This is a genomic window from Erythrobacter sp. WG (genome assembly GCF_026586795.1).
Lineage (GTDB): Bacteria > Pseudomonadota > Alphaproteobacteria > Sphingomonadales > Sphingomonadaceae > Erythrobacter.
The window spans coordinates 44,938-62,944 of record NZ_JAPFGY010000003.1 but is presented as its reverse complement, the minus strand read 5'-3'; the positions used below and the strand labels follow the sequence as shown (position 1 = coordinate 62,944).

Annotated in this window: 16 protein-coding genes and 1 tRNA gene; 14 read left to right on the top strand and 3 right to left on the bottom strand. The window is 68.0% G+C overall.

Translation table 11 applies throughout. The annotated features are described in order from the left end of the window. The first annotated feature begins 17 nt into the window (after window positions 1-17). The 4 genes from OPU67_RS02385 (at window position 18) to OPU67_RS02370 (ending at window position 4,421) form a co-directional block, all read left to right on the top strand. Complete coding sequence (locus OPU67_RS02385; protein WP_267617268.1) at window positions 18-1,016, top strand: SDR family oxidoreductase; 999 nt, start codon at window positions 18-20, stop codon at window positions 1,014-1,016. Between the two features lie 123 nt (window positions 1,017-1,139). Then, window positions 1,140-2,240, top strand: coding sequence for a redox-regulated ATPase YchF (gene ychF, locus OPU67_RS02380; protein WP_267617266.1), 1,101 nt, complete (start codon window positions 1,140-1,142; stop codon window positions 2,238-2,240). Window positions 2,241-2,361: 121 nt separating this feature from the next. Then, entirely contained in the window at window positions 2,362-3,165 is an 804-nt protein-coding gene (locus tag OPU67_RS02375; protein WP_267617265.1) for a DUF1206 domain-containing protein, read from the top strand. Between the two features lie 56 nt (window positions 3,166-3,221). Further along, window positions 3,222-4,421: an ectonucleotide pyrophosphatase/phosphodiesterase gene (locus OPU67_RS02370; protein WP_267617263.1), complete on the top strand. Its 1,200-nt coding sequence runs from the start codon at window positions 3,222-3,224 to the stop codon at window positions 4,419-4,421. Between the two features lie 46 nt (window positions 4,422-4,467). Here the strand turns inward: OPU67_RS02370 and mutL are convergent, their stop codons facing one another. After that, window positions 4,468-6,324 carry a DNA mismatch repair endonuclease MutL gene (mutL, locus tag OPU67_RS02365; protein WP_267617262.1) on the bottom strand — a complete coding sequence of 619 codons (1,857 nt, stop codon included), beginning with the start codon at window positions 6,322-6,324 and terminating at the stop codon, window positions 4,468-4,470. 208 nt (window positions 6,325-6,532) lie between these two features. On the opposite strand from mutL, the gene OPU67_RS02360 reads away from it, so the two are divergent. The 6 genes from OPU67_RS02360 (at window position 6,533) to OPU67_RS02335 (ending at window position 12,593) form a co-directional block, all read left to right on the top strand. Beyond that, window positions 6,533-7,576, top strand: a complete 1,044-nt coding sequence (locus OPU67_RS02360) for a rod shape-determining protein (RefSeq protein ID WP_088914277.1) — start codon at window positions 6,533-6,535, stop codon at window positions 7,574-7,576. Between the two features lie 36 nt (window positions 7,577-7,612). Next, window positions 7,613-8,572: a rod shape-determining protein MreC gene (mreC, locus tag OPU67_RS02355; RefSeq protein ID WP_267617260.1), complete on the top strand. Its 960-nt coding sequence runs from the start codon at window positions 7,613-7,615 to the stop codon at window positions 8,570-8,572. Beyond that, window positions 8,572-9,126, top strand: coding sequence for a rod shape-determining protein MreD (locus OPU67_RS02350; RefSeq protein WP_267617259.1), 555 nt, complete (start codon window positions 8,572-8,574; stop codon window positions 9,124-9,126). Before mreC ends, OPU67_RS02350 begins: the two co-directional genes overlap by 1 nt. Next, the gene (gene mrdA / locus OPU67_RS02345; RefSeq protein ID WP_267617257.1) at window positions 9,126-11,261 is read left to right on the top strand and encodes a penicillin-binding protein 2; all 2,136 of its coding nucleotides are present in this window, start codon (window positions 9,126-9,128) and stop codon (window positions 11,259-11,261) included. The genes OPU67_RS02350 and mrdA overlap by 1 nt, the downstream gene beginning before the upstream one ends. Continuing rightward, the gene (rodA, locus tag OPU67_RS02340) at window positions 11,262-12,398 is read left to right on the top strand and encodes a rod shape-determining protein RodA (RefSeq protein ID WP_267617255.1); all 1,137 of its coding nucleotides are present in this window, start codon (window positions 11,262-11,264) and stop codon (window positions 12,396-12,398) included. It begins immediately after the preceding gene. A 119-nt stretch (window positions 12,399-12,517) separates the two neighbouring features. Then, window positions 12,518-12,593 (top strand) — tRNA-Lys (locus tag OPU67_RS02335). A gap of 84 nt (window positions 12,594-12,677) precedes the next feature. On the opposite strand, the gene OPU67_RS02330 is transcribed toward OPU67_RS02335, so the two are convergent. Next, window positions 12,678-13,640, bottom strand: a complete 963-nt coding sequence (locus OPU67_RS02330) for a penicillin-binding protein activator LpoB (protein ID WP_267617254.1) — start codon at window positions 13,638-13,640, stop codon at window positions 12,678-12,680. Window positions 13,641-13,841: 201 nt separating this feature from the next. On the opposite strand from OPU67_RS02330, the gene ribB reads away from it, so the two are divergent. The 4 genes from ribB (at window position 13,842) to OPU67_RS02310 (ending at window position 16,560) form a co-directional block, all read left to right on the top strand. Beyond that, complete coding sequence (gene ribB, locus OPU67_RS02325; RefSeq protein WP_267617252.1) at window positions 13,842-15,089, top strand: 3,4-dihydroxy-2-butanone-4-phosphate synthase; 1,248 nt, start codon at window positions 13,842-13,844, stop codon at window positions 15,087-15,089. A 6-nt stretch (window positions 15,090-15,095) separates the two neighbouring features. Next, a complete protein-coding gene (gene ribH / locus OPU67_RS02320) occupies window positions 15,096-15,521 on the top strand; it encodes a 6,7-dimethyl-8-ribityllumazine synthase (protein WP_267617250.1) in 426 nt (141 codons plus the stop codon). 160 nt (window positions 15,522-15,681) lie between these two features. Further along, window positions 15,682-15,870 (top strand): hypothetical protein, encoded by a 189-nt coding sequence (locus tag OPU67_RS02315; RefSeq protein ID WP_267617248.1) that lies wholly within the window; start codon window positions 15,682-15,684, stop codon window positions 15,868-15,870. Window positions 15,871-15,978: 108 nt separating this feature from the next. Next, window positions 15,979-16,560 (top strand): MarR family winged helix-turn-helix transcriptional regulator, encoded by a 582-nt coding sequence (locus OPU67_RS02310; RefSeq protein WP_267617247.1) that lies wholly within the window; start codon window positions 15,979-15,981, stop codon window positions 16,558-16,560. Here the strand turns inward: OPU67_RS02310 and eno are convergent. Beyond that, window positions 16,524-17,810 (bottom strand): phosphopyruvate hydratase, encoded by a 1,287-nt coding sequence (eno, locus tag OPU67_RS02305; RefSeq protein WP_267617245.1) that lies wholly within the window; start codon window positions 17,808-17,810, stop codon window positions 16,524-16,526. The genes OPU67_RS02310 and eno overlap by 37 nt on opposite strands. Window positions 17,811-18,007 lie beyond the last annotated feature (197 nt).

The following is an 18,007-nucleotide window of genomic DNA, read 5'->3' as shown; positions in this document are numbered from 1 at the left end:
CAGCCAAGGATTGCCCCATGAGCCTCGACCGCCGCACGCTTCTCGCCGGAGCCGCCGCCACGGGCGCGCTGGCCGCCACCGCCCGCGCGTCAGGTGCCGAGCCGGTCTATCGCCCCGACGTGAGCCTGAAGGGCCGCAGCGTGCTCATCACCGGCTGCTCCTCGGGCTTCGGGCGGCTGACGGCCGAGCTGCTGGCGCGTCAGGGCGCGCGGGTCTTCGCCACGATGCGCGGCCTGCCCCGCCCGGAAGGCGCAGAGCTGGCCGCCCTTGCCCGCAAGGAAAAACTCGACATCCATGTGATCGCGCTCGACGTGACGCTGGACGACCAAGTCGCCGCTGCCGTTGCCGAGGCCGAACGGATCAACGGCGGCCCTCTCGACGTGCTCGTCAACAATGCAGGGATCGGCATCACCTCGCCGATCGAGGTGCAGGACATGGCGGCCACCCGCCTGATGTTCGAGACCAACGTCTTCGGCCCCCACCGCATGGCGCGCGCGGTGCTGCCGGGGATGCGCAGGAAGGGCGCAGGGCAAATCATCCAGATCTCGAGCCAGCTCGGGCGCGTGATCACCCCCTGGTCTGGGCATTACTCGGCGACGAAGTTCGCCCTCGAGGCGATGAGCGAGCAGCTCGCCTACGAGCTGGTGCCGCACAATATCGACGTCTCGATCATCGAGCCGGGCGGCTATCCCACTAGGGTCTGGGTCAATCGCAACACCTATTCGCAGGCACTGAAGGCGCGGGCCGAGGCGGTCCACACGGACGGCTACCCCCGGCAGGTGGCGGCGATGGGCACTGAGGACGGCTCTGGCCGCGCCAACGATCCCGCGGACGTGGCAAAGGCGATCAGCAGCCTCATCGCCCTGCCCCCCGGCACCCGCCCGCTGCGTCTGCCCGTCTCGCCGGGCAACAAGCCGCAGGTGCCGATCAACGAGGTGACCGCCCGCGTCCAGACCGAGTGGCTCGGCCCCTCGCCGGTGATGGGTCCGCTGGTCAAGGCGGTGAACCAGCGCTGACCTCCCTTGCTGCCGTTCATCCTGAGCTTGTCGAAGGATCGCTTTTCTCTATAGAGCGCGCGCCTCCCAAGAAGTGCGGCCCCCAGGCAAGCTCAGGGCGAACGGTTTAGAGAAAGACAGATCATGGGTTTCCGTTGCGGGATCGTAGGCCTTCCGAATGTCGGCAAGTCCACGCTGTTCAATGCGCTCACCGAGACGCAGGCCGCGCAGGCGGCGAACTATCCCTTCTGCACCATCGAGCCCAATGTCGGTCAGGTCGCCGTGCCCGACGAGCGGCTCCAGAAGATCGCCGCCATCGCCAAGAGCGCCAAGGTGATCGAGACGCAATTGGGCTTCGTCGACATCGCGGGCCTCGTGAAGGGCGCGAGCAAGGGCGAAGGCCTCGGCAACCAGTTCCTCGGCAACATCCGCGAGGTCGACGCGATCGTCCACGTGTTGCGCTGCTTCGAGGATGACGACATCCAGCACGTCGCCAACAAGGTCGATCCCATCGCCGACGCCGAAGTGGTCGAGACCGAGCTGATGCTTGCCGACCTCGAAAGCCTCGAAAAGCGCGTTCCCGCCGCCGCCAAGCGCGGGGCGGCGGGCGACAAGGAGGCCAAGGCGATGGCGAGCGTGCTCGGCCAGGCGTTGGGGCTGCTGCGCGAAGGCAAGCCCGCCCGTCTCACCGAGCCGAAGGACGAGGAGGAAGCGCGCCTGTTCCGTCAGGCGCAGCTGCTGACGGCCAAGCCAGTGCTCTATGTCTGCAACGTCGCGGAAGAGGACGCCGCGACCGGCAATGCGCTCTCCGAGAAGGTTTTTGCGAAAGCCGCCGCTGAAGGTGCTGAGGCAGTTGTCGTCTCGGCTGCCATCGAGGCCGAGCTCGTCGCCATGCCGGAAGAGGACCGGGGCGAGTTCCTCGAAGCGCTCGGCCTCACCGAAAGCGGCCTCGCCCGGGTGATCCGCGCCGGGTACAAGCTGCTGGGCCTCAAGACCTTCTTCACCGCCGGCCCCAAAGAAGCGCGCGCTTGGACCTTCCCGGCGGGGGCCAAGGCGCCGCAAGCCGCGGGCGAAATCCACTCGGATTTCGAACGCGGCTTCATCCGCGCCGAGACCATCGCCTACGAGGATTACGTCACCCTCGGCGGCGAGGCGGGTGCGAAGGAAGCGGGCAAGCTCAGGCAGGAAGGCAAGGAATACGTCGTGCAGGACGGCGATGTGCTGCTGTTCAAGTTCAACGTCTGAGGCTTAGGCTCCACGTTCCATGGAGCGTGGCCGAGAAGCGGCGGTTCGCCTCCTCCTTACGGAACAGCGCCGGGCGTGCACGGGTATCCCCTGCCACACGCAAGAGGGGGAGCGCCCGCGCATGGCCGACATATCTGCCAATCTCACGCCACTGGTCCGGATCGGCTTTCTTGCCCGCGCGGTGCTCTATGTGCTGCTCGGTTTCATCGCGCTGACCGGCGCGCAGAGCGTCGCCAGCGGCACCGACGGGATCTTCCAGACCATCGGCAACGCGCCGCTCGGAAAGGTGGCGCTCGGGGTGCTCGCGGTTGGCCTTGCCGCCTATGGCCTGTTCCGGCTCGCAAGCCTTGTCTTCGATATCGAGAACAACGGTTCGGACGGCAAGGGCTGGGCCAAGCGCGCGGGCCACGGCGCGAGCGCGGTCGGCCATTTCCTGCTCGCCTGGACGGCCTACAGGTTCATCGACGGCACCGGCAGCGACAGCGGTGAGGGAACCCCGCAGGCGACTGCCGGGGTGCTCTCGATCGAATTCGGGAACGTCGCCATCGGCCTGCTCGGCATCGCCTTCTTCGCCGCCGCCGCCGCGCAGGTGCTGAAGGGCCTGTCGGGGGAGTTCATGAAGCGCATCGCTCCGCAGGCCCCCAAGGCCACCCGGCTGATCGGCGGTCTCGGCTATCTCGCCCGCGCCGTGGTGTTCGCGGTGATTGGGTGGTCGTTGGTGGAGGTCGGCTTTCTCGCCCGGGATGCGCAGAACGTCATGACCCTTGGCGAAGCGGTCGCCTCCTTGGCGAGCACCGGGACGCTGTTCACCCTCACGGCGACAGGCCTGCTGCTGTTCGGCCTGTTCAGCGCCGTTCTCGCCCGCTGGCGGATCATTCCCGAGCTGTCGGCGCGCGGCACGGTGCCGGTGCCTTCGCCTCGGTAAGGCGCCACCCTCGCCCCTCTCGCATTTGTCATGGAGAGCCGCTAGGCGATCAGGCCATGCGTCTGATCCTTCTGCTCGCCGCCCTGTTCCTTCCCGCTGGCCTTGCCGCCAAGGAGCCCGCCCGCACGGTCACTGTGCTGGTGGGGATCGACGGGTTCCGGGCCGACTATCTTGCGCGCGGCTTCACCCCCCGCCTTGCAGCCTTGGCCAAGGAAGGTGCGACCGGCCCGATGCGCCCGAGCTTTCCCACCAAGACCTTCCCCAACCACTACGCGCTCGTCACGGGCAAGCGGCCGGACCGCAACGGCATCGTCGGCAATTCGATGATCGACCCGCGCCGGCCCGGGGTGATGTTCAGCCTCGGCAATGCGAGCCAAGCGCTCGACCCCTTCTGGTGGAGCGAGGCCGAGCCGATCTGGATCACCGCGGAGCGCGCAGGGCTGCGCACCGCGACGATGTTCTGGCCCGGCAGCGAGGTCGCCTTCGGCGGCACGCGGCCCAGCGACTGGATGCGCTTCGACCAGAACGTCACCAACGTTCAGCGCGTGAACACCCTCCTCGACTGGCTGCGGCGTCCGGCGGCGATCCGTCCGGCCTTCGCCACCATCTATTTCGACACGGTCGACACCGTCGGCCACGAGTTCGGACCCGACAGCGCCGAGCTGAATGCCGCGCTCGCCGAGGTCGATGCGCGCATCGGCGACATCGTCGATGGCGCCGCCAAGCTCGGCGTCAGGCTGAACCTGGTGGTGGTCGCCGACCACGGGATGCGCGCGACCGACGAGAGCCGCGTCATCCAGCTCACCGACCTGATCGACAAGGCCAGCTACATCGCGGTCGAGACCGGACCCTATGCCGCGATCGAGCCCGCCGCCGGCACCGACGACCGGGTGGCTGAGGCGCTGCTGGTGCCCCACGAACACATGACCTGCACCCGCAAGGAGGACCTGCCCGAGCGCCTCCACTGGGGCAAGAACCCGCGGGTCGCGGCGATCATCTGCATTGCCGAGGCGGGCTGGACGATCCTTTCCGGGCCGCCTGCCTATCCGGTGAAGGGCGGCGCGCACGGCTACGACAATGCCGATCCCGAGATGCTCGCGATCTTCATCGCCCGCGGCCCGGCCTTCGCACGCCGCGTCGAGCTTCCGGTGTTCGACAACGTCGCGGTGGCAGCGCTGCTGCGCGCCGTGCTCGGCCTGCCGCAGGATGCGGATGCAGACGGGAAGCTGGCGGATGTGCGGGCGGCGCTGAAGTAACCCCGTCCTTCGCCGCCCGAAATTTCACCGGGGTGACGCGCGATGGCTAGTGCCGCCCGAACAGTTTCTCGACGTCCTCCATGCTGAGCTTCACCCAGGTCGGCCGCCCGTGGTTGCACTGGCCCGAGCGCGGCGTTGCTTCCATCTCGCGCAGGAGTGCGTTCATCTCTGCGACGCTGAGGGTGCGCCCCGCCCTCACCGAGCCGTGGCAGGCCATCGTCGCCAGTACCAGTTCGAGCCGTTCGGCGAGCAGCAGCGCGCCGCTGTCTTCCTGCTTGCCATGCTTGGCGATGTCATCGGCAAGGTCGCGCAGCAGCTTGCCCGTATCGGCCTGCGCGATGGCGGCGGGGACGGCGCGGACCAGCAGGGCAGCGGGACCGAAGCGTTCGATCACGAGCCCATAGCGGGCGAGGCCCTCGGCGGCCTCCTCGAGCCGGTCGCACTCGACCTCGTCCATCTCGACCACGTCGGGCACCAGCAACGCCTGCGAACGGCGCACGCCCTCCTCCGCCCCGGCGGCGCGCAGGCGTTCGAGGACGAGGCGTTCGTGCGCGGCGTGCTGATCGACCAGGACGAGCCCGTCGGCGGCCTCAGCGACGATGTAGGTGTTGGCGACCTGCCCCCGCGCGATGCCGAGGGGGAAGGAATGCGCTTGTTCCGGGATCGGCGCGGCTTCCTCGGCGCGGCCCTGAGGCTGTGCCAGGGGCGCCGACCATGCGGGCCTTGCCTCGCCGACGTGCGGTTGTGGGGCAGACCAGTCCCGCCCATTGAATACGCTTTCGAGCAGCGGCGCCATAGGCGCGCCCCGAGGCGCAACCGGCTCGCTGACCCAGCGCGCCATCGCCGCCCGGTCCGGCCCCTGCGCGCTCCGACGGTCGCCCGTCGCCAGCGCCTGTCTGAGCCCGGAGACGATGAACCCGCGCACCCCGGCGCTGTCGCGGAAGCGCACCTCGGTCTTGGCCGGGTGGACGTTTACATCGACGTCCTGCGGCGGCAGTTCGAGGAACAGCGCGAGCACCGCATGGCGATCGCGCGCCAGCATATCGGCATAGGCCCCGCGCACCGCGCCGACCAGCAGGCGGTCCTTCACCGGGCGGCCATTGACAAACAGATACTGGTGATCGGCCACCCCGCGGTTCCAGGTGGGCAGCCCCGCCACCCCGGTGAGCCGCATCGTGCCGTGCGGCGTGTCGCGTTCCAGCGCGATGGGAACCGAGTTGTGCTTGAGATCGAGCGCGATGATCCGCGCCACCCGCGTCGCCAGCTCCTCGCCCGATTGCAGCGAGAGAACTGTGCGCTTGGCCCCCTCCCCCAGCGTCTCGAGCGTGAAGCCGATATCGGGCCGCGCCATGGCGAGGCGGCGGACCACGTCGAGGCAGGCAGCATACTCGCTGCGTGCCGAGCGCAGGAATTTGCGGCGCGCAGGCACCTTGGCGAACAGCTCCTCGACCCGCACCCGGGTGCCCGGCGGGAGCGCGGCGGGCTCGTCGGCAATGAGCGCGCCGTGGTCGACCACCCGCCGCCAGCCTTCTGCGGCGCCGGCCTCGCGGCTCTCGATGGTGAGCCGCGCGACGCTGGAGATCGACGGCAGCGCCTCGCCGCGAAAGCCGAGGGTGGTGACCAGCTCGATCGCGCCGTCCGCGCCGATCAATGCCTCGGGCAGCTTCGATGTCGCATGGCGTTCGAGCGCGAGCGCCATGCTCTGCGGGTCCATCCCGCAGCCGTCGTCCATCACTTCGATGCGCGCAAGGCCCCCCTCGCCCAGCACCACACCGATTCGCCGCGCGCCGCCGTCGATCGCGTTCTCGACAAGCTCCTTCAGCGCCGCCGCCGGCCGTTCCACGACCTCGCCGGCGGCGATGCGGTCGACCAGTGTCGAGGGGAGGCGGCGGATTTGCGGCATGGGCCCGCAACGCTAGCGACGAGCGGACCGGATTTCGAGAGGAAGCCTTGCGAAATTCGTCTCGGAGGTGGACAAATATTTTGGCCTTTTGCGCGCGGATTCGCTAGGCGCGCGCAGTCATGTCATAAACGGACCTGTTTCCACCGCAGCCGCACCCCCCGACAGCGGCCCGCGGACCCGGTCCGGCATTACTGGAACACCACGACACATGAGCTTCCTGTCCAATCTCTTCAAGTTCGGCTCGCAGAACATGGCGATCGACCTCGGCACCGCCAACACGCTCGTCTACGTGCAGGACCAGGGCATCGTCCTCAACGAGCCCTCGGTGGTGGCGATCGAGACGATCAACGGAATTCGCCGGGTCAAGGCCGTGGGCGACGATGCGAAGATGATGATGGGCAAGACCCCGGACAGCATCGAGGCGATCCGCCCGCTGCGCGACGGCGTGATCGCCGACATCGAGGTGGCCGAGCAGATGATCAAGCACTTTATCCAGAAGGTGCACGGCAAGAAGTCGATGTTCCGCTACCCGGAAATCGTGATCTGCGTGCCGTCGGGCTCCACCTCGGTCGAACGCCGCGCGATCCGCGATGCGGCCTCGAACGCGGGCGCCAGCGACGTCCACCTGATCCTCGAGCCGATGGCGGCCGCGATCGGCGCCGACATGCCGGTGACCGAGCCCGTCGGCAGCATGGTCGTCGACATCGGCGGCGGCACCACTGAAGTCGCCGTCCTCAGCTTGCGCGGCCTTGCCTACACCACCTCAGTGCGCACCGGGGGCGACAAGATGGACGAGGCCATCGTCAGCTACGTGCGCCGCCACCACAACCTGCTGATCGGCGACGCCACGGCCGAGCGCATCAAGAAGGATTACGGCATCGCCATGATCCCGGAAGACGGCGTTGGCGAGATCATCACCCTGAAGGGCCGCGACCTCGTGAACGGCGTGCCCAAGGAAATCACCATCAACCAGGCGCACGTCGCCGAGGCCCTGTCCGAGCCGATCGGCGCGATCGTCGAGGGCGTGCGCATTGCGCTGGAAAACACCGCGCCCGAACTCGCCGCGGATATCGTCGACCAGGGCATAGTGCTCACCGGTGGCGGCGCGCTGATCCGGCGTTTGGATGAGCATCTGCGCGAGGAAACGGGGCTTCCCGTCTCGGTCGCCGAGGATCCGCTGACCTGCGTCGCCATCGGCACCGGCCGGGCGATGGAAGATCCGGTCTATCGCGGCGTGCTGATGACCGCGTGATCCGCGCTCATGTAAGTCAGAAGGGACCCTAAAGCCATGGCGCCCCCCTCTTCGCGCCGCTCGGGCTTTTCGAAGAAGGCGCAGTACTCGCTGTTCACCGGCTACCTCCTGGCCGGGGCGGGTGCTCTGCTGGGCCTCGGACTGCTGGCGCTGTCCTTGTGGCAGCCCGCCGCCTTCGCGCCCGTGCGCGGCGTGGCGAGCGATGCCGTGGCGCCGGTCGGCAGCGCGACCGCGGCTGCGCGCGCAGGGTCTCAAGGGGTCTTCGAGGCAATCGCCGGCTACTTCAACGCGGGGCGCCAGAACGCGGAACTGCGCCGCGAAGTCGAGATCGCCCGCATCCGCCTCGCCGAGGCCGAAGGGGTCAAGGCCGAGAACGCGCGCCTCAGGGGCCTGCTCGGCCTCAATGAGGGGACCACCCGACCCATCGCGGTGGCGCGCCTCGTCGGCACGACCGCCACCAGCGGGCGCCGCCACGCCTATGTCAACGCTGGCGCCAGTGACGGTGTTGCGCCGGGAATGCCGGTGCTTTCCGAGCGCGGGGTGATCGGCCGGGTGCTCGAGACCGGGCGTTCCTCCGCGCGCGTGCTGCTGCTGACGGACAGCGAGAGCGTGCTGCCGGTGCGCCGCGCTGCCGACAACGTCATCGCCTTCGCCGAAGGCCGCGGTGACGGCCTGCTGCGCATCCGGCTCGTCAACCTCGGGGTCAATCCGCTCAAGGTCGGCGACGTGATGGTGACCAGCGGCGCGGGCGGGTACTACCGCCCCGGCGTGGCGGTCGCGGTGATCGCCAAGCTCACCCCCGATGGCGGCATCGGGCAGCTCGTCGCGGAGCCGGGTGCGACCAATTATGTCGCGATCGAGCCGATCGCGCAGGCCGCCGCCGTTGCCGCGCTCGAAGCGCCGGAACGCGGAGAGTCGGGCAGCGCCGCCACCCCGAGGCCGCAGCCGGCGCCTTCCGCTTCGCCCTCGCCCGAAGCGCTCGAGACGCTCGACTGATGGAGCGGCTGGATCCGCGCGCGCGCTCGGATATGTACGGGCGGCGCATCAATCGCGCGCCCTCGCCGCTGCGCGCGCGCAGCGTGCCCTACCTGTCGATCATGGCGGGTTCGCTCCTGCCGGTGCTGCTGATCGCCGACCTCATGCCGCTGAGCCCGCCGTTCGGGTTCCTGCTGCTGCTCGGGTGGCGGATGGTGCGCCCGGGCCTGCTGCCGCTGTGGGCCGGGGCGCCGCTCGGTGCCTTCGACGATCTGGTCAGCGGGCAGCCGTTTGGCAGCGCCATCCTGCTCTGGTCGCTGGCGCTGATCGCCATCGAGCTGATCGAGACCCGCTTCCCCTGGCGCGGATTCTGGCAGGACTGGTTCACCGCCGGGGTGATCGGCCTCGTCTACTGGCTTTGCGCCCTCATCGTTTCGGGCGCGAGGCTGACGCCGGAAATGCTGTTTGCGGCCCTGCCCCAGGGGGTGCTGACGGTGCTGCTCTACCCGATCGTCGCGCGCCTTGTCGCGAGCCTCGACCGGTTCCGGCTCTCCCGCGCGCGGGTCATCAGCTGATGAAGATCCCCTTCCTCGGCTTCGGACCCCTCCGCAACACGAAGATGGTCAACGCCTCGATCCTGCGCAGCACCTTCGAGCGCAGATCGGTGCTGATCGGCGCCTTCCAGGGCACCATCGGCGTGATGCTGGCGCTGCGCCTCGGCTACCTGTCGGTGGCGGAGAACGAGAAGTATCGGCTCGAATCCGAGAGCAACCGCGTCAATCTCACCCTGATCCCGCCCCGTCGTGGCTGGATCCTCGACCGCAACGGTGCCCCGCTCGCCTCGAACCGGGCCGATTTCCGCGTCGATCTCATTCCGGAGCGGCTCCAGGATCCCGAAGGCACCATCGATCGGCTCGGCGAGCTGCTCTCGCTCGAACCTGCGCGCATCGCCGACATCAAGGACAAGGTCTCGGCCGCGCGCGGTTTCCAGCCTGTCGAGGTGGCGAGCAGCGTGCGCTACGAGCAGTTCGCGGCGCTCTCGGTGCGCCTCCCCGAGTTCCCCGGCGTGGTTCCCCAGCGCGGCTTTTCGCGCTTCTATCCGACCGGATGCACCGTCGGCCACCTGATCGGCTATGTCGGCCCCGCCTCGGCCGAGGAGTACGAGAAGGACCCAAACCCGCTGCTCATCACACCCGGTTACAAGATCGGCAAGGACGGGCTTGAAAAACAGTTCGAAAAGGAGTTGCGCGGGGTCCCCGGCGCGCGCCGCGTCGAGGTGACCGCGGGCGGCCGCATCGTGCGCGATCTCGAGACTCGCGAGGACGTGCAGGGCGCGCCGATCAAGCTCACCATCGACGGCCCCTTGCAGGACTATGCCGCGCGCCGCATCGGTCTCGAAAGCGGCTCGGTCGTCATCATGGACTGCCGCAGTGGTGACCTGCTCTGCATGGCCTCGATGCCGAGCTTCGACCCCAATTCCTTCTCCGACGGGATCGGCGGGGTGGAATATGCGATGCTGCGCGAGGATGAACGGGTGCCGCTGCGCAACAAGGTACTGAAAGGCCTCTACCCGCCGGGCTCCACCGTCAAGCCGATGGTGTCGATGGCGCTGATGCAGGCGGGGATCGACCCCGACGAGACAGTGAACTGCGGCGGCGGCCTCAGGGTCGGCAACCGCGTGTTCGGCTGCTGGAACCGGCGTGGCCACGGCCCGACCAACATGGCCAAGGCCATTTACCAGAGCTGCGATGTCTATTTCTACGCCATGGCCCAGCGCACCGGGATAGACCCGATCGCGGCGATGGCGCGGCGCTGCGGGATGGGGCAGGAATTCCCGCTGCCCGTCACCAGCCAGTTTTTCGGCACCGTGCCCGATCCGGCGTGGAAGATGAAGAAGTGGGGCCGCGAGTGGCAGGCCTTCGACACGGTCAACGCCACCATCGGGCAGGGCTACATGCTCTCGAGCCCGCTGCAGCTCGCGGTGATGGCCTCGCGCCTCGCCACGGGCCGCCATGTCATGCCGCGCCTCACGCTCGACACCAAGCCGCAGGGTTTCGAGAACATCGATTTTCCCCCCGATCAGGTCGAATATGTCAGGAAGGCGATGAGCGACGTCGTCAACGGCCCCGGCACTGCAGGCCGCGCGCGCCTGCCGATCGATGGGACGCTGATGGCGGGCAAGACCGGCACGGCGCAGGTGGTCTCGCTGTCGATCTCGAACGGCAAGTCGGGCCCGTGGAAGTATCGCGACCACGGCCTCTTCATCTTCTTCGCGCCCTACGACAACCCGCGCTATGCCGGCGCGGTGGTGATCGAGCACGGCGGCGGCTCGGGCGCGGCCTACCCGATCGCACGCGATGTGATGACCTTCCTGTTCGATCCGGCCAAGGGGCTGGCGGCGCTGGAAGCGCTCGAGAGGCAGTGGGGCGGGACCGCGCAGCAGCGGCTCGATGCCCGCTATGCCGCCTATGCCGCCGCGCGCGGGGCGAGCGTCAGCCGCCCGCCGCGCCGCGACGAGGAGATCTTCGACCGGGTCGAGGCCGAGGCGCGCCGTGCCGCCACCCAGACCGACGCCATCGCCGAACAGGTGATCGCGCCGCGCCCCGAGGCGAACCCCTCGGCGGCCGCACCGCCGCCGGCGCCGCAGCCCGTCGCTCCCGCGGGCGCAGAGGCGCCCGCTGCCCCCTCCCCCACTCCGGAAGGTCAATAGATGAACACGCTTGCGGCCCGCGGCATCGTTCCTGATCCCATCGCCCGCCTGCCTTGGGAAATGCTGATCCCGCTGCTGCTGCTCACCGGTTTCGGCGCGCTCGTTCTCTATTCGGCCGGGGGCGGATCCTGGGAACCCTTCGCGCTGCCGCACCTGATCCGGTTTCTGGTCCTCTCGGTGATGGCGGCGGTGATCGCCTCCATGCCGCGCGAAGCGGTGCGGATCGTCACCTATCCGGCCTACACTCTGGTGCTGCTGATGCTGCTCGCGGTCGAGATCGTCGGCCAGGTCGGCGGCGGAAGCCAGCGCTGGCTCGAGGTCGGGCCGATCCGCATCCAGCCCTCGGAAATCATGAAGCCGGCGGTGGTCCTCGCCATGGCGCGGTTCTATGAGACGCTGCCCTCCGGGATGATCGGCTCGTGGCGCTCGGTCCTGCCGGCGGGCCTGCTGATCGTCCTGCCGATCGGCCTCGTGCTGCTGCAGCCGGATCTCGGCACCTCGATCGCGATCGCCTTCGGGGGCGTGGTCGTGATGTTCCTTGCCGGGCTGCCCCTGTGGTGGTTCCTGACCGCGCTCGGCGCCGGTGTCGCGGCCATGCCGCTGGTCTATTTCTTCCTCCTCCACGATTACCAGCGCGCCCGGGTGACGACCTTCCTCGACCCCGAAAGCGATCCGCTGGGTGCGGGCTATCACATCGCCCAGTCCAAGATCGCGATCGGCAGCGGCGGGATCTTCGGCAAGGGCTTCAACAACGGCACCCAGAGCCACCTCAACTACCTGCCCGAACCCCACACCGACTTCGTCTTCGCCTCGATGGTCGAGGAATGGGGGCTGATGGGCGGGCTGTTCGTGCTCGCCATGTATGCGCTGATCCTGCGCTGGGGCTGGAAGGTGGCGAGCGAGAGCCAGGATCGCTTCTGCGCGCTGCTCGCCGCGGGCGCGACGGCGACGATCTTCTTCTACATCGCCATTAACCTGCTGATGGTCATGGGCATGGCGCCGGCCAAGGGCATCCCGCTCCCGTGGATGAGCCACGGGGGCTCGTCGATGATGACCAACATGATCTGCATCGGCCTGTTGATGATGGTCAACCGCTGGAACCGCGTGGCGCCGCGCCGGGGATTGTCGTTCGGCTGACGATTTGTCGCGATTAGCCCCTTGCCAGCGCGCACAGCCGCGCTAAATGCAGCGCCTCACGCGAATCGGGACACGGCCCTCGGCCACTTCGGATCGCGGTTTTCCGACCTGATCGGAATGGACGCATAGCTCAGTTGGTAGAGCAGCTGACTCTTAATCAGCGGGTCCTAGGTTCGAGCCCTAGTGCGTCCACCACCCTCTTCGCCGTCCACAGACCGGGCGCCGGAGCGGCCACCCGCCAGCTTGGCGGATGACCGCTCGGTGGAGGGCTGACAATCCTTACCTGGCGACGCCGATCGCCACCTCGCTCACCCAGCCCTTGGTGCCGAGTTCGTCGGTGACTTCCCAGAAGCCGTTCTGCTTGTTGCCGGTGGGATAGAGCATGGCACCGGCATCGAGCGGCTTGAGCACACTCGACACCGAGGGACCGGTGAACATCCGGCCGGCGTTCTTCATCACCACGGCCTTCTCCGGCGCGGGGCCGCCGATGGCGCCTTCCATGCCGCCGAGGTCGGACACGAGCTTGCGGAAGGCGTCGAGATAGGCGAGCGCGACCACCTGGCCGATCTCGCTTTCCGCATAGCCCGACGCGCCGCCTGCCCCCAGGAAGCCGCCGGCGAAGATCCCGCCGCCGCCGCCGAAGCCGACGTCGGTCTTGGTGGCGGAACCTTCCATCACGAATTCTTCTGAAGACTTGTTGTTGACGACGTTAAGGACGACGTTGGCCGAGCGCTTCTTCACGTCGAGCCCACCGAGGAGGGCACCGCCGACCCCCGGTACGACCGCCCCGAGCAGACCGCCGATCCTCATGCCGCCGCGGTTGCGGTTGGCGGTCACGATGTCGGGGATCAGGGTGAATTCGGCCTCGACCATCTGGCCCTTGCCGACCGCCCCGCCGCCGCGCAATTCGCCGCCCGATGCCAGCGCGCGTTCCTGCTGCATCGCCGCCATGCCGCGCTGCGAGCGGTTCACCAGCTTGAAGCAGCCCGACTTCTGGGCATAGACCCGCAGCAAGGCTTCCGGCGAGCCCAGATCAAGATCGATCCACCAGCGGTTGTCCGGTTCGGACAGCGCCAGCGTGCCGATGGGCTGGCTGCAAGTCGGCAATTCTGCCGTCTTCTTGGCGCGGGTGGCCTCGATGCCTCCCTTGCGCCCGGCCTTGATCTGCGCGGCAGCCGGTGCAGGTAGCGCCAGTGCGACTCCTGCCAGCAATCCGAGCGTACGAGAGATGGTCCCGTTCATGCAAATACCCCCTGTCATGGCAGGAAGGCGGCTCTCTTCTGGCCTGCCGTTCCGCCGATTGCGCGCCCTGACGGGGCATCTATCGCACAGGCCAAAGCCTATTTGCAAAGCCCAATTCAGGTATCGCGGCAGGCCATAGGCACCAAGTCCGGACAGCATGCTCCCACTTGCCTTCACACTAAAGTGTGATACATGGACGCGATGAACACATCGCTCATCACACGCGTCCGCGATCTCGTCACATCGGGGGCCATGACCCGCGCGGGCCTCGCTCGCGCTGCGGGGCTTCATGCCAACACCCTGCGCGATTGCACGGAGGCCGGTTGGAACCCGACCGCCGAAACCCTCGCCAAGCTCGAAGCCTTCCTCGACGCCAATGGCGACCGGCCCGTTCTCGCCACCATCGAGGAAATCATCGACGAGGCGCGCAACGGGCGCATGTACATCCTCGTCGACGACGAGGACCGCGAGAACGAGGGCGACCTCATCATTCCCGCGCAGATGGCGACCCCGCAGGCGATCAACTTCATGGCGACGCACGGCCGCGGCCTGATCTGCCTCGCGCTTACCAAGGACCGCGTCGACCACCTCGGCCTCACCCCGATGAGCCGCAACAACAAGGAATCGATGCAGACCGCCTTCACCATCTCGATCGAGGCGAGGGAAGGCGTCACCACCGGCATCTCCGCCGCCGACAGGGCACGCACCATCTCGGTCGCGATCGACGCCGCCAAGGGCGCGGACGACCTCGTCACGCCGGGGCACGTCTTCCCGCTGATGGCGCGCGACGGCGGCACGCTGGTGCGCGCCGGGCACACCGAGGCGGCGGTCGACATCTCGCGCCTCGCCGGCCTCAACCCCAGCGGCGTGATCTGCGAGATCATGAACGAAGACGGGACCATGGCCCGGCTCGACGACCTCATCACATTCGCCCGCAAGCATGATCTGAAGATCGGAACGATCCGCGACCTCATCGCCTACCGGATGCGCCACGACCACCTCGTAGAGCGCCTGTCGGAGCGCGCCTTCACCTCGGACTACGGTGGCCAGTGGCGGATGATCACCTATCGCGACCGGGTGGCGGGCAGCGAGGCCTACGTGCTCCAGAAGGGCCACGTCATCCCCGGCGAGCCCACCCTCGCCCGCGTCCATCCGATCTCGGTCTTCGACGACGTCCTGGGCGCCCCCGGCCCGCGCAAGCGCACCTTGCAGCGCGCGATGCAGGCGGTGGGCGAGCACGGCTCGGGGGTAATCGTGATCCTCACCGGCCGCGTCGGCACTGGCGCCTGGCAACCGGGCGAGGAGCTGCGCAGCATCGGCATCGGCTCGCAGATCCTCGTCGACCTCGGCGTCTCCGAGATGGTGCTGCTCTCGAACAGCCGTCCCGACCTCATCGCAATCGAGGGCTACGGCCTCACCATCACCGACTTCCATCCCATTCCGGAGTAACCCCACATGGCCGACATCCTCATCGTCGAAGCGCGCTTCTACGCCCACCTCAACGATATGCTCATTGCCGGCGCGCGTGCGGCGCTCGAGGCGCAGGGCCACAAGGTCGAGGTGCTGACCGTCCCCGGCGCCCTCGAGATCCCCGGCGCCATCGCGCTCGCTGCGGAGGCCGACCGCTACGATGCCTTCGTCGCGATCGGCGTGGTGATCCGCGGCGAGACCTATCACTTCGAGATCGTCGCGGGCGAAAGCGCGCGCGCGATCATGGCGCTGACGATGGACGGGATCGCCATCGGCAACGGCATCCTGACGGTCGAGAACGAGGCCCAGGCGCTCGTGCGCGCCGACCCCGCGCAGAAGGACAAGGGCGGAGAGGCGGCCAAGGCGGCGCTGGCGCTGCTCGCCTTGCAGGACCGCTTCGCAGGTCGGTAACGCCCGCGAGGGTTAATGTCCCGCCACGACGCGCTGTCATTCCTAGGGGAAATTCCTGAGTGGATTTACCGAGGCGATTAACGCGATATCCGCCCAGCTTCCGCTGCCCGAGGGCGTTCCTGGAAGGTGGCGGCAGACCGAGCTTCAGTGGGACACGACTTTGCAATTAATCGAAAAGGACGCCTCGCAACCCGCGAGCGCGCAGGCCATTCTTGCCGTACTCAAGCAGCAGCTATCCGCCCTCGACCGGATCGGCGCCCATATCGCCGCCGCCCATTGCGATGCGGCGATCCAGCAGCTTCAGCTCGATGCGGCGCGCCAAGCCATGAATATTTCTCAAGAGATTTGAGAGACCTGCGTATTAGCCCTTAAAGCCACCGCGCGCCAGAAAGGTTATTCTTGCGGCCAGGGCAGGACGGACAGGCGTAGCGCCGGCCTTTTGCCGAGGGGCAGAGCGATGGGTGACCAGACAAGGCTGAACGGAGGATCTGCGCAAGGGGCCAAGCTCTCGGCAACGGCGGGTCTGTTCGACCCGCTCGCCGACGAGTTGATGGCGATTGCGCACCGTCTGCGCGGCACCGTGGACGGACCGGTCGGCGCTTCGGCTGCCCCTCTTCCCTCGACCCCGACGCATCAGGCGCGCAGCACGCTCGCTCTTGCCCGGACGGCCTATGCCTTGCGCCGCAAGCGCGCGGCGATCTTCGGGAATGCCGATCTTTTCGGGGAGCCTGCCTGGGATATCCTTCTGGATCTGTTCATCGCCGACGGAGAAGGCAAGAGCGTTTCGGTCTCGAGCGCCTGCATCGGCTCGGCGGCCCCGGCGACGACGGGCCTGCGGTGGCTCGGCGTGCTTGCCGACGAAGGCCTGATCCTGCGAGAACCCGATCCCGAGGATCACCGCCGCGTGCTGGTGCGCCTCACCAGCAAGGGCAAGGAGGGGATGCAACGCTTCTTCGAGGCTGTCGAGACCGGGCTTCACGTCCCGGTCCCCGCCCCGCCCGCTCAGCCGCGCGCGCGAAAGCAGTCGCGCCCGGCGTAGACCGCAGAATCGCCGAGCTCCTCCTCGATGCGGATCAGCTGGTTGTATTTGGCGAGCCGGTCCGACCGCGCAAGCGAGCCGGTCTTGATCTGCCCGCAATTGGTCGCCACCGCGAGGTCGGCGATGGTCGCGTCCTCGGTCTCGCCCGAACGGTGGCTCATCACGCAGGTGTAGCGTGCGCGGTGCGCCATATCGACCGCCGCGAGCGTTTCGGTCAGCGTGCCGATCTGGTTGACCTTCACCAGCAGCGAATTGGCAAGCCCGCGGCCGATCCCGTCCTTGAGGCGCGCGGGATTGGTGACGAACAGGTCATCGCCCACCAGCTGCACCTTGTCGCCCAGCTGCGCGGTGAGCGCCGCCCAGCCTTCGAAATCGTCCTCGCTCATGCCGTCCTCGATCGAACGGATCGGGTATTCGGCGCAGAGCTTGGCGAGGTAGTCAGCCATTTCGCCCGGCGCGAGGCTGAGACCCTCGCCGCTGATCTCGTACTTGCTGTCCTTGAAGAACTCGGTGGCCGCGCAGTCCAAGGCGAGCACGATGTCCTCGCCCGGCTTGAATCCGGCCTTGGCGATCGATTCCATGATGAAATCGAGCGCCGCCCGCGTGCTCGCGAGATCCGGCGCGAAGCCGCCTTCGTCGCCGACGCTGGTCGCGAGGCCCTTCTGATGCAGGCCCTTCTTGAGGGTGTGGAACACCTCCGCCCCCCAGCGCACCGCCTCGGCGAGGCTGTCGGCGCCGACCGGCATGATCATGAATTCCTGGATGTCGATCGGGTTGTCGGCGTGCTCGCCCCCGTTGATGATGTTCATCATCGGCACCGGGAGCATATGCGCCGAGACGCCGCCGAGATAGGAATAGAGCGGCAGCCCGCGCGCATTCGCCGCCGCCTTGGCGACCGCGAGGCTAGTGCCGAGGATTGCGTTCGCGCCGAGGCGGCTCTTGTTGGCCGTGCCGTCGAGGGCGATCAGCGACAGGTCGATGTCGCGCTGGTCCTCGGCATCGAAGTTCTCGACCAGCAGCTCCCGGATCTCGGTGTTGACCGCCTCGACGGCCTTCAGCACCCCCTTGCCGAGATAACGGCCTGCGTCGCCATCACGCAGTTCCACCGCCTCATGCGCCCCGGTCGATGCGCCCGAGGGCACAGCCGCGCGGCCGAAGCTGCCGTCGTCGAGCAGCACGTCGACCTCGACGGTCGGGTTGCCGCGGCTGTCGAGGATCTCGCGGCCGTGGATGTCGATGATCGCGGTCATGTTTGGCTCCGGCTGTAAAGTGGTTTAGGTTGTCGGCGCATTCCGTGCCTATGGTATTGGGAACGGCATGATTCTGGCGTGACGATTCCAGCACCGGCCGAACGCGCCCCGTCCCTATGCGCGGCAGCAGCCGTGTGCAAGCGGATGGCGCGGGAACCGGGCCGGGCTGGCCGAACGACGCAGAAGAACGCCGAAGG

Coding starts and splice junctions, on each gene's coding strand:
- OPU67_RS02385 (WP_267617268.1), top strand. CDS start 18: ATGAGCCTCGACCGCCGCACGCTTCTCGCCGGAGCCGCCGCCACGGGC.
- ychF (WP_267617266.1), top strand. CDS start 1,140: ATGGGTTTCCGTTGCGGGATCGTAGGCCTTCCGAATGTCGGCAAGTCC.
- OPU67_RS02375 (WP_267617265.1), top strand. CDS start 2,362: ATGGCCGACATATCTGCCAATCTCACGCCACTGGTCCGGATCGGCTTT.
- OPU67_RS02370 (WP_267617263.1), top strand. CDS start 3,222: ATGCGTCTGATCCTTCTGCTCGCCGCCCTGTTCCTTCCCGCTGGCCTT.
- mutL (WP_267617262.1), bottom strand. CDS start 6,324: ATGCCGCAAATCCGCCGCCTCCCCTCGACACTGGTCGACCGCATCGCC.
- OPU67_RS02360 (WP_088914277.1), top strand. CDS start 6,533: ATGAGCTTCCTGTCCAATCTCTTCAAGTTCGGCTCGCAGAACATGGCG.
- mreC (WP_267617260.1), top strand. CDS start 7,613: ATGGCGCCCCCCTCTTCGCGCCGCTCGGGCTTTTCGAAGAAGGCGCAG.
- OPU67_RS02350 (WP_267617259.1), top strand. CDS start 8,572: ATGGAGCGGCTGGATCCGCGCGCGCGCTCGGATATGTACGGGCGGCGC.
- mrdA (WP_267617257.1), top strand. CDS start 9,126: ATGAAGATCCCCTTCCTCGGCTTCGGACCCCTCCGCAACACGAAGATG.
- rodA (WP_267617255.1), top strand. CDS start 11,262: ATGAACACGCTTGCGGCCCGCGGCATCGTTCCTGATCCCATCGCCCGC.
- OPU67_RS02330 (WP_267617254.1), bottom strand. CDS start 13,640: ATGAACGGGACCATCTCTCGTACGCTCGGATTGCTGGCAGGAGTCGCA.
- ribB (WP_267617252.1), top strand. CDS start 13,842: ATGAACACATCGCTCATCACACGCGTCCGCGATCTCGTCACATCGGGG.
- ribH (WP_267617250.1), top strand. CDS start 15,096: ATGGCCGACATCCTCATCGTCGAAGCGCGCTTCTACGCCCACCTCAAC.
- OPU67_RS02310 (WP_267617247.1), top strand. CDS start 15,979: ATGGGTGACCAGACAAGGCTGAACGGAGGATCTGCGCAAGGGGCCAAG.
- eno (WP_267617245.1), bottom strand. CDS start 17,810: ATGACCGCGATCATCGACATCCACGGCCGCGAGATCCTCGACAGCCGC.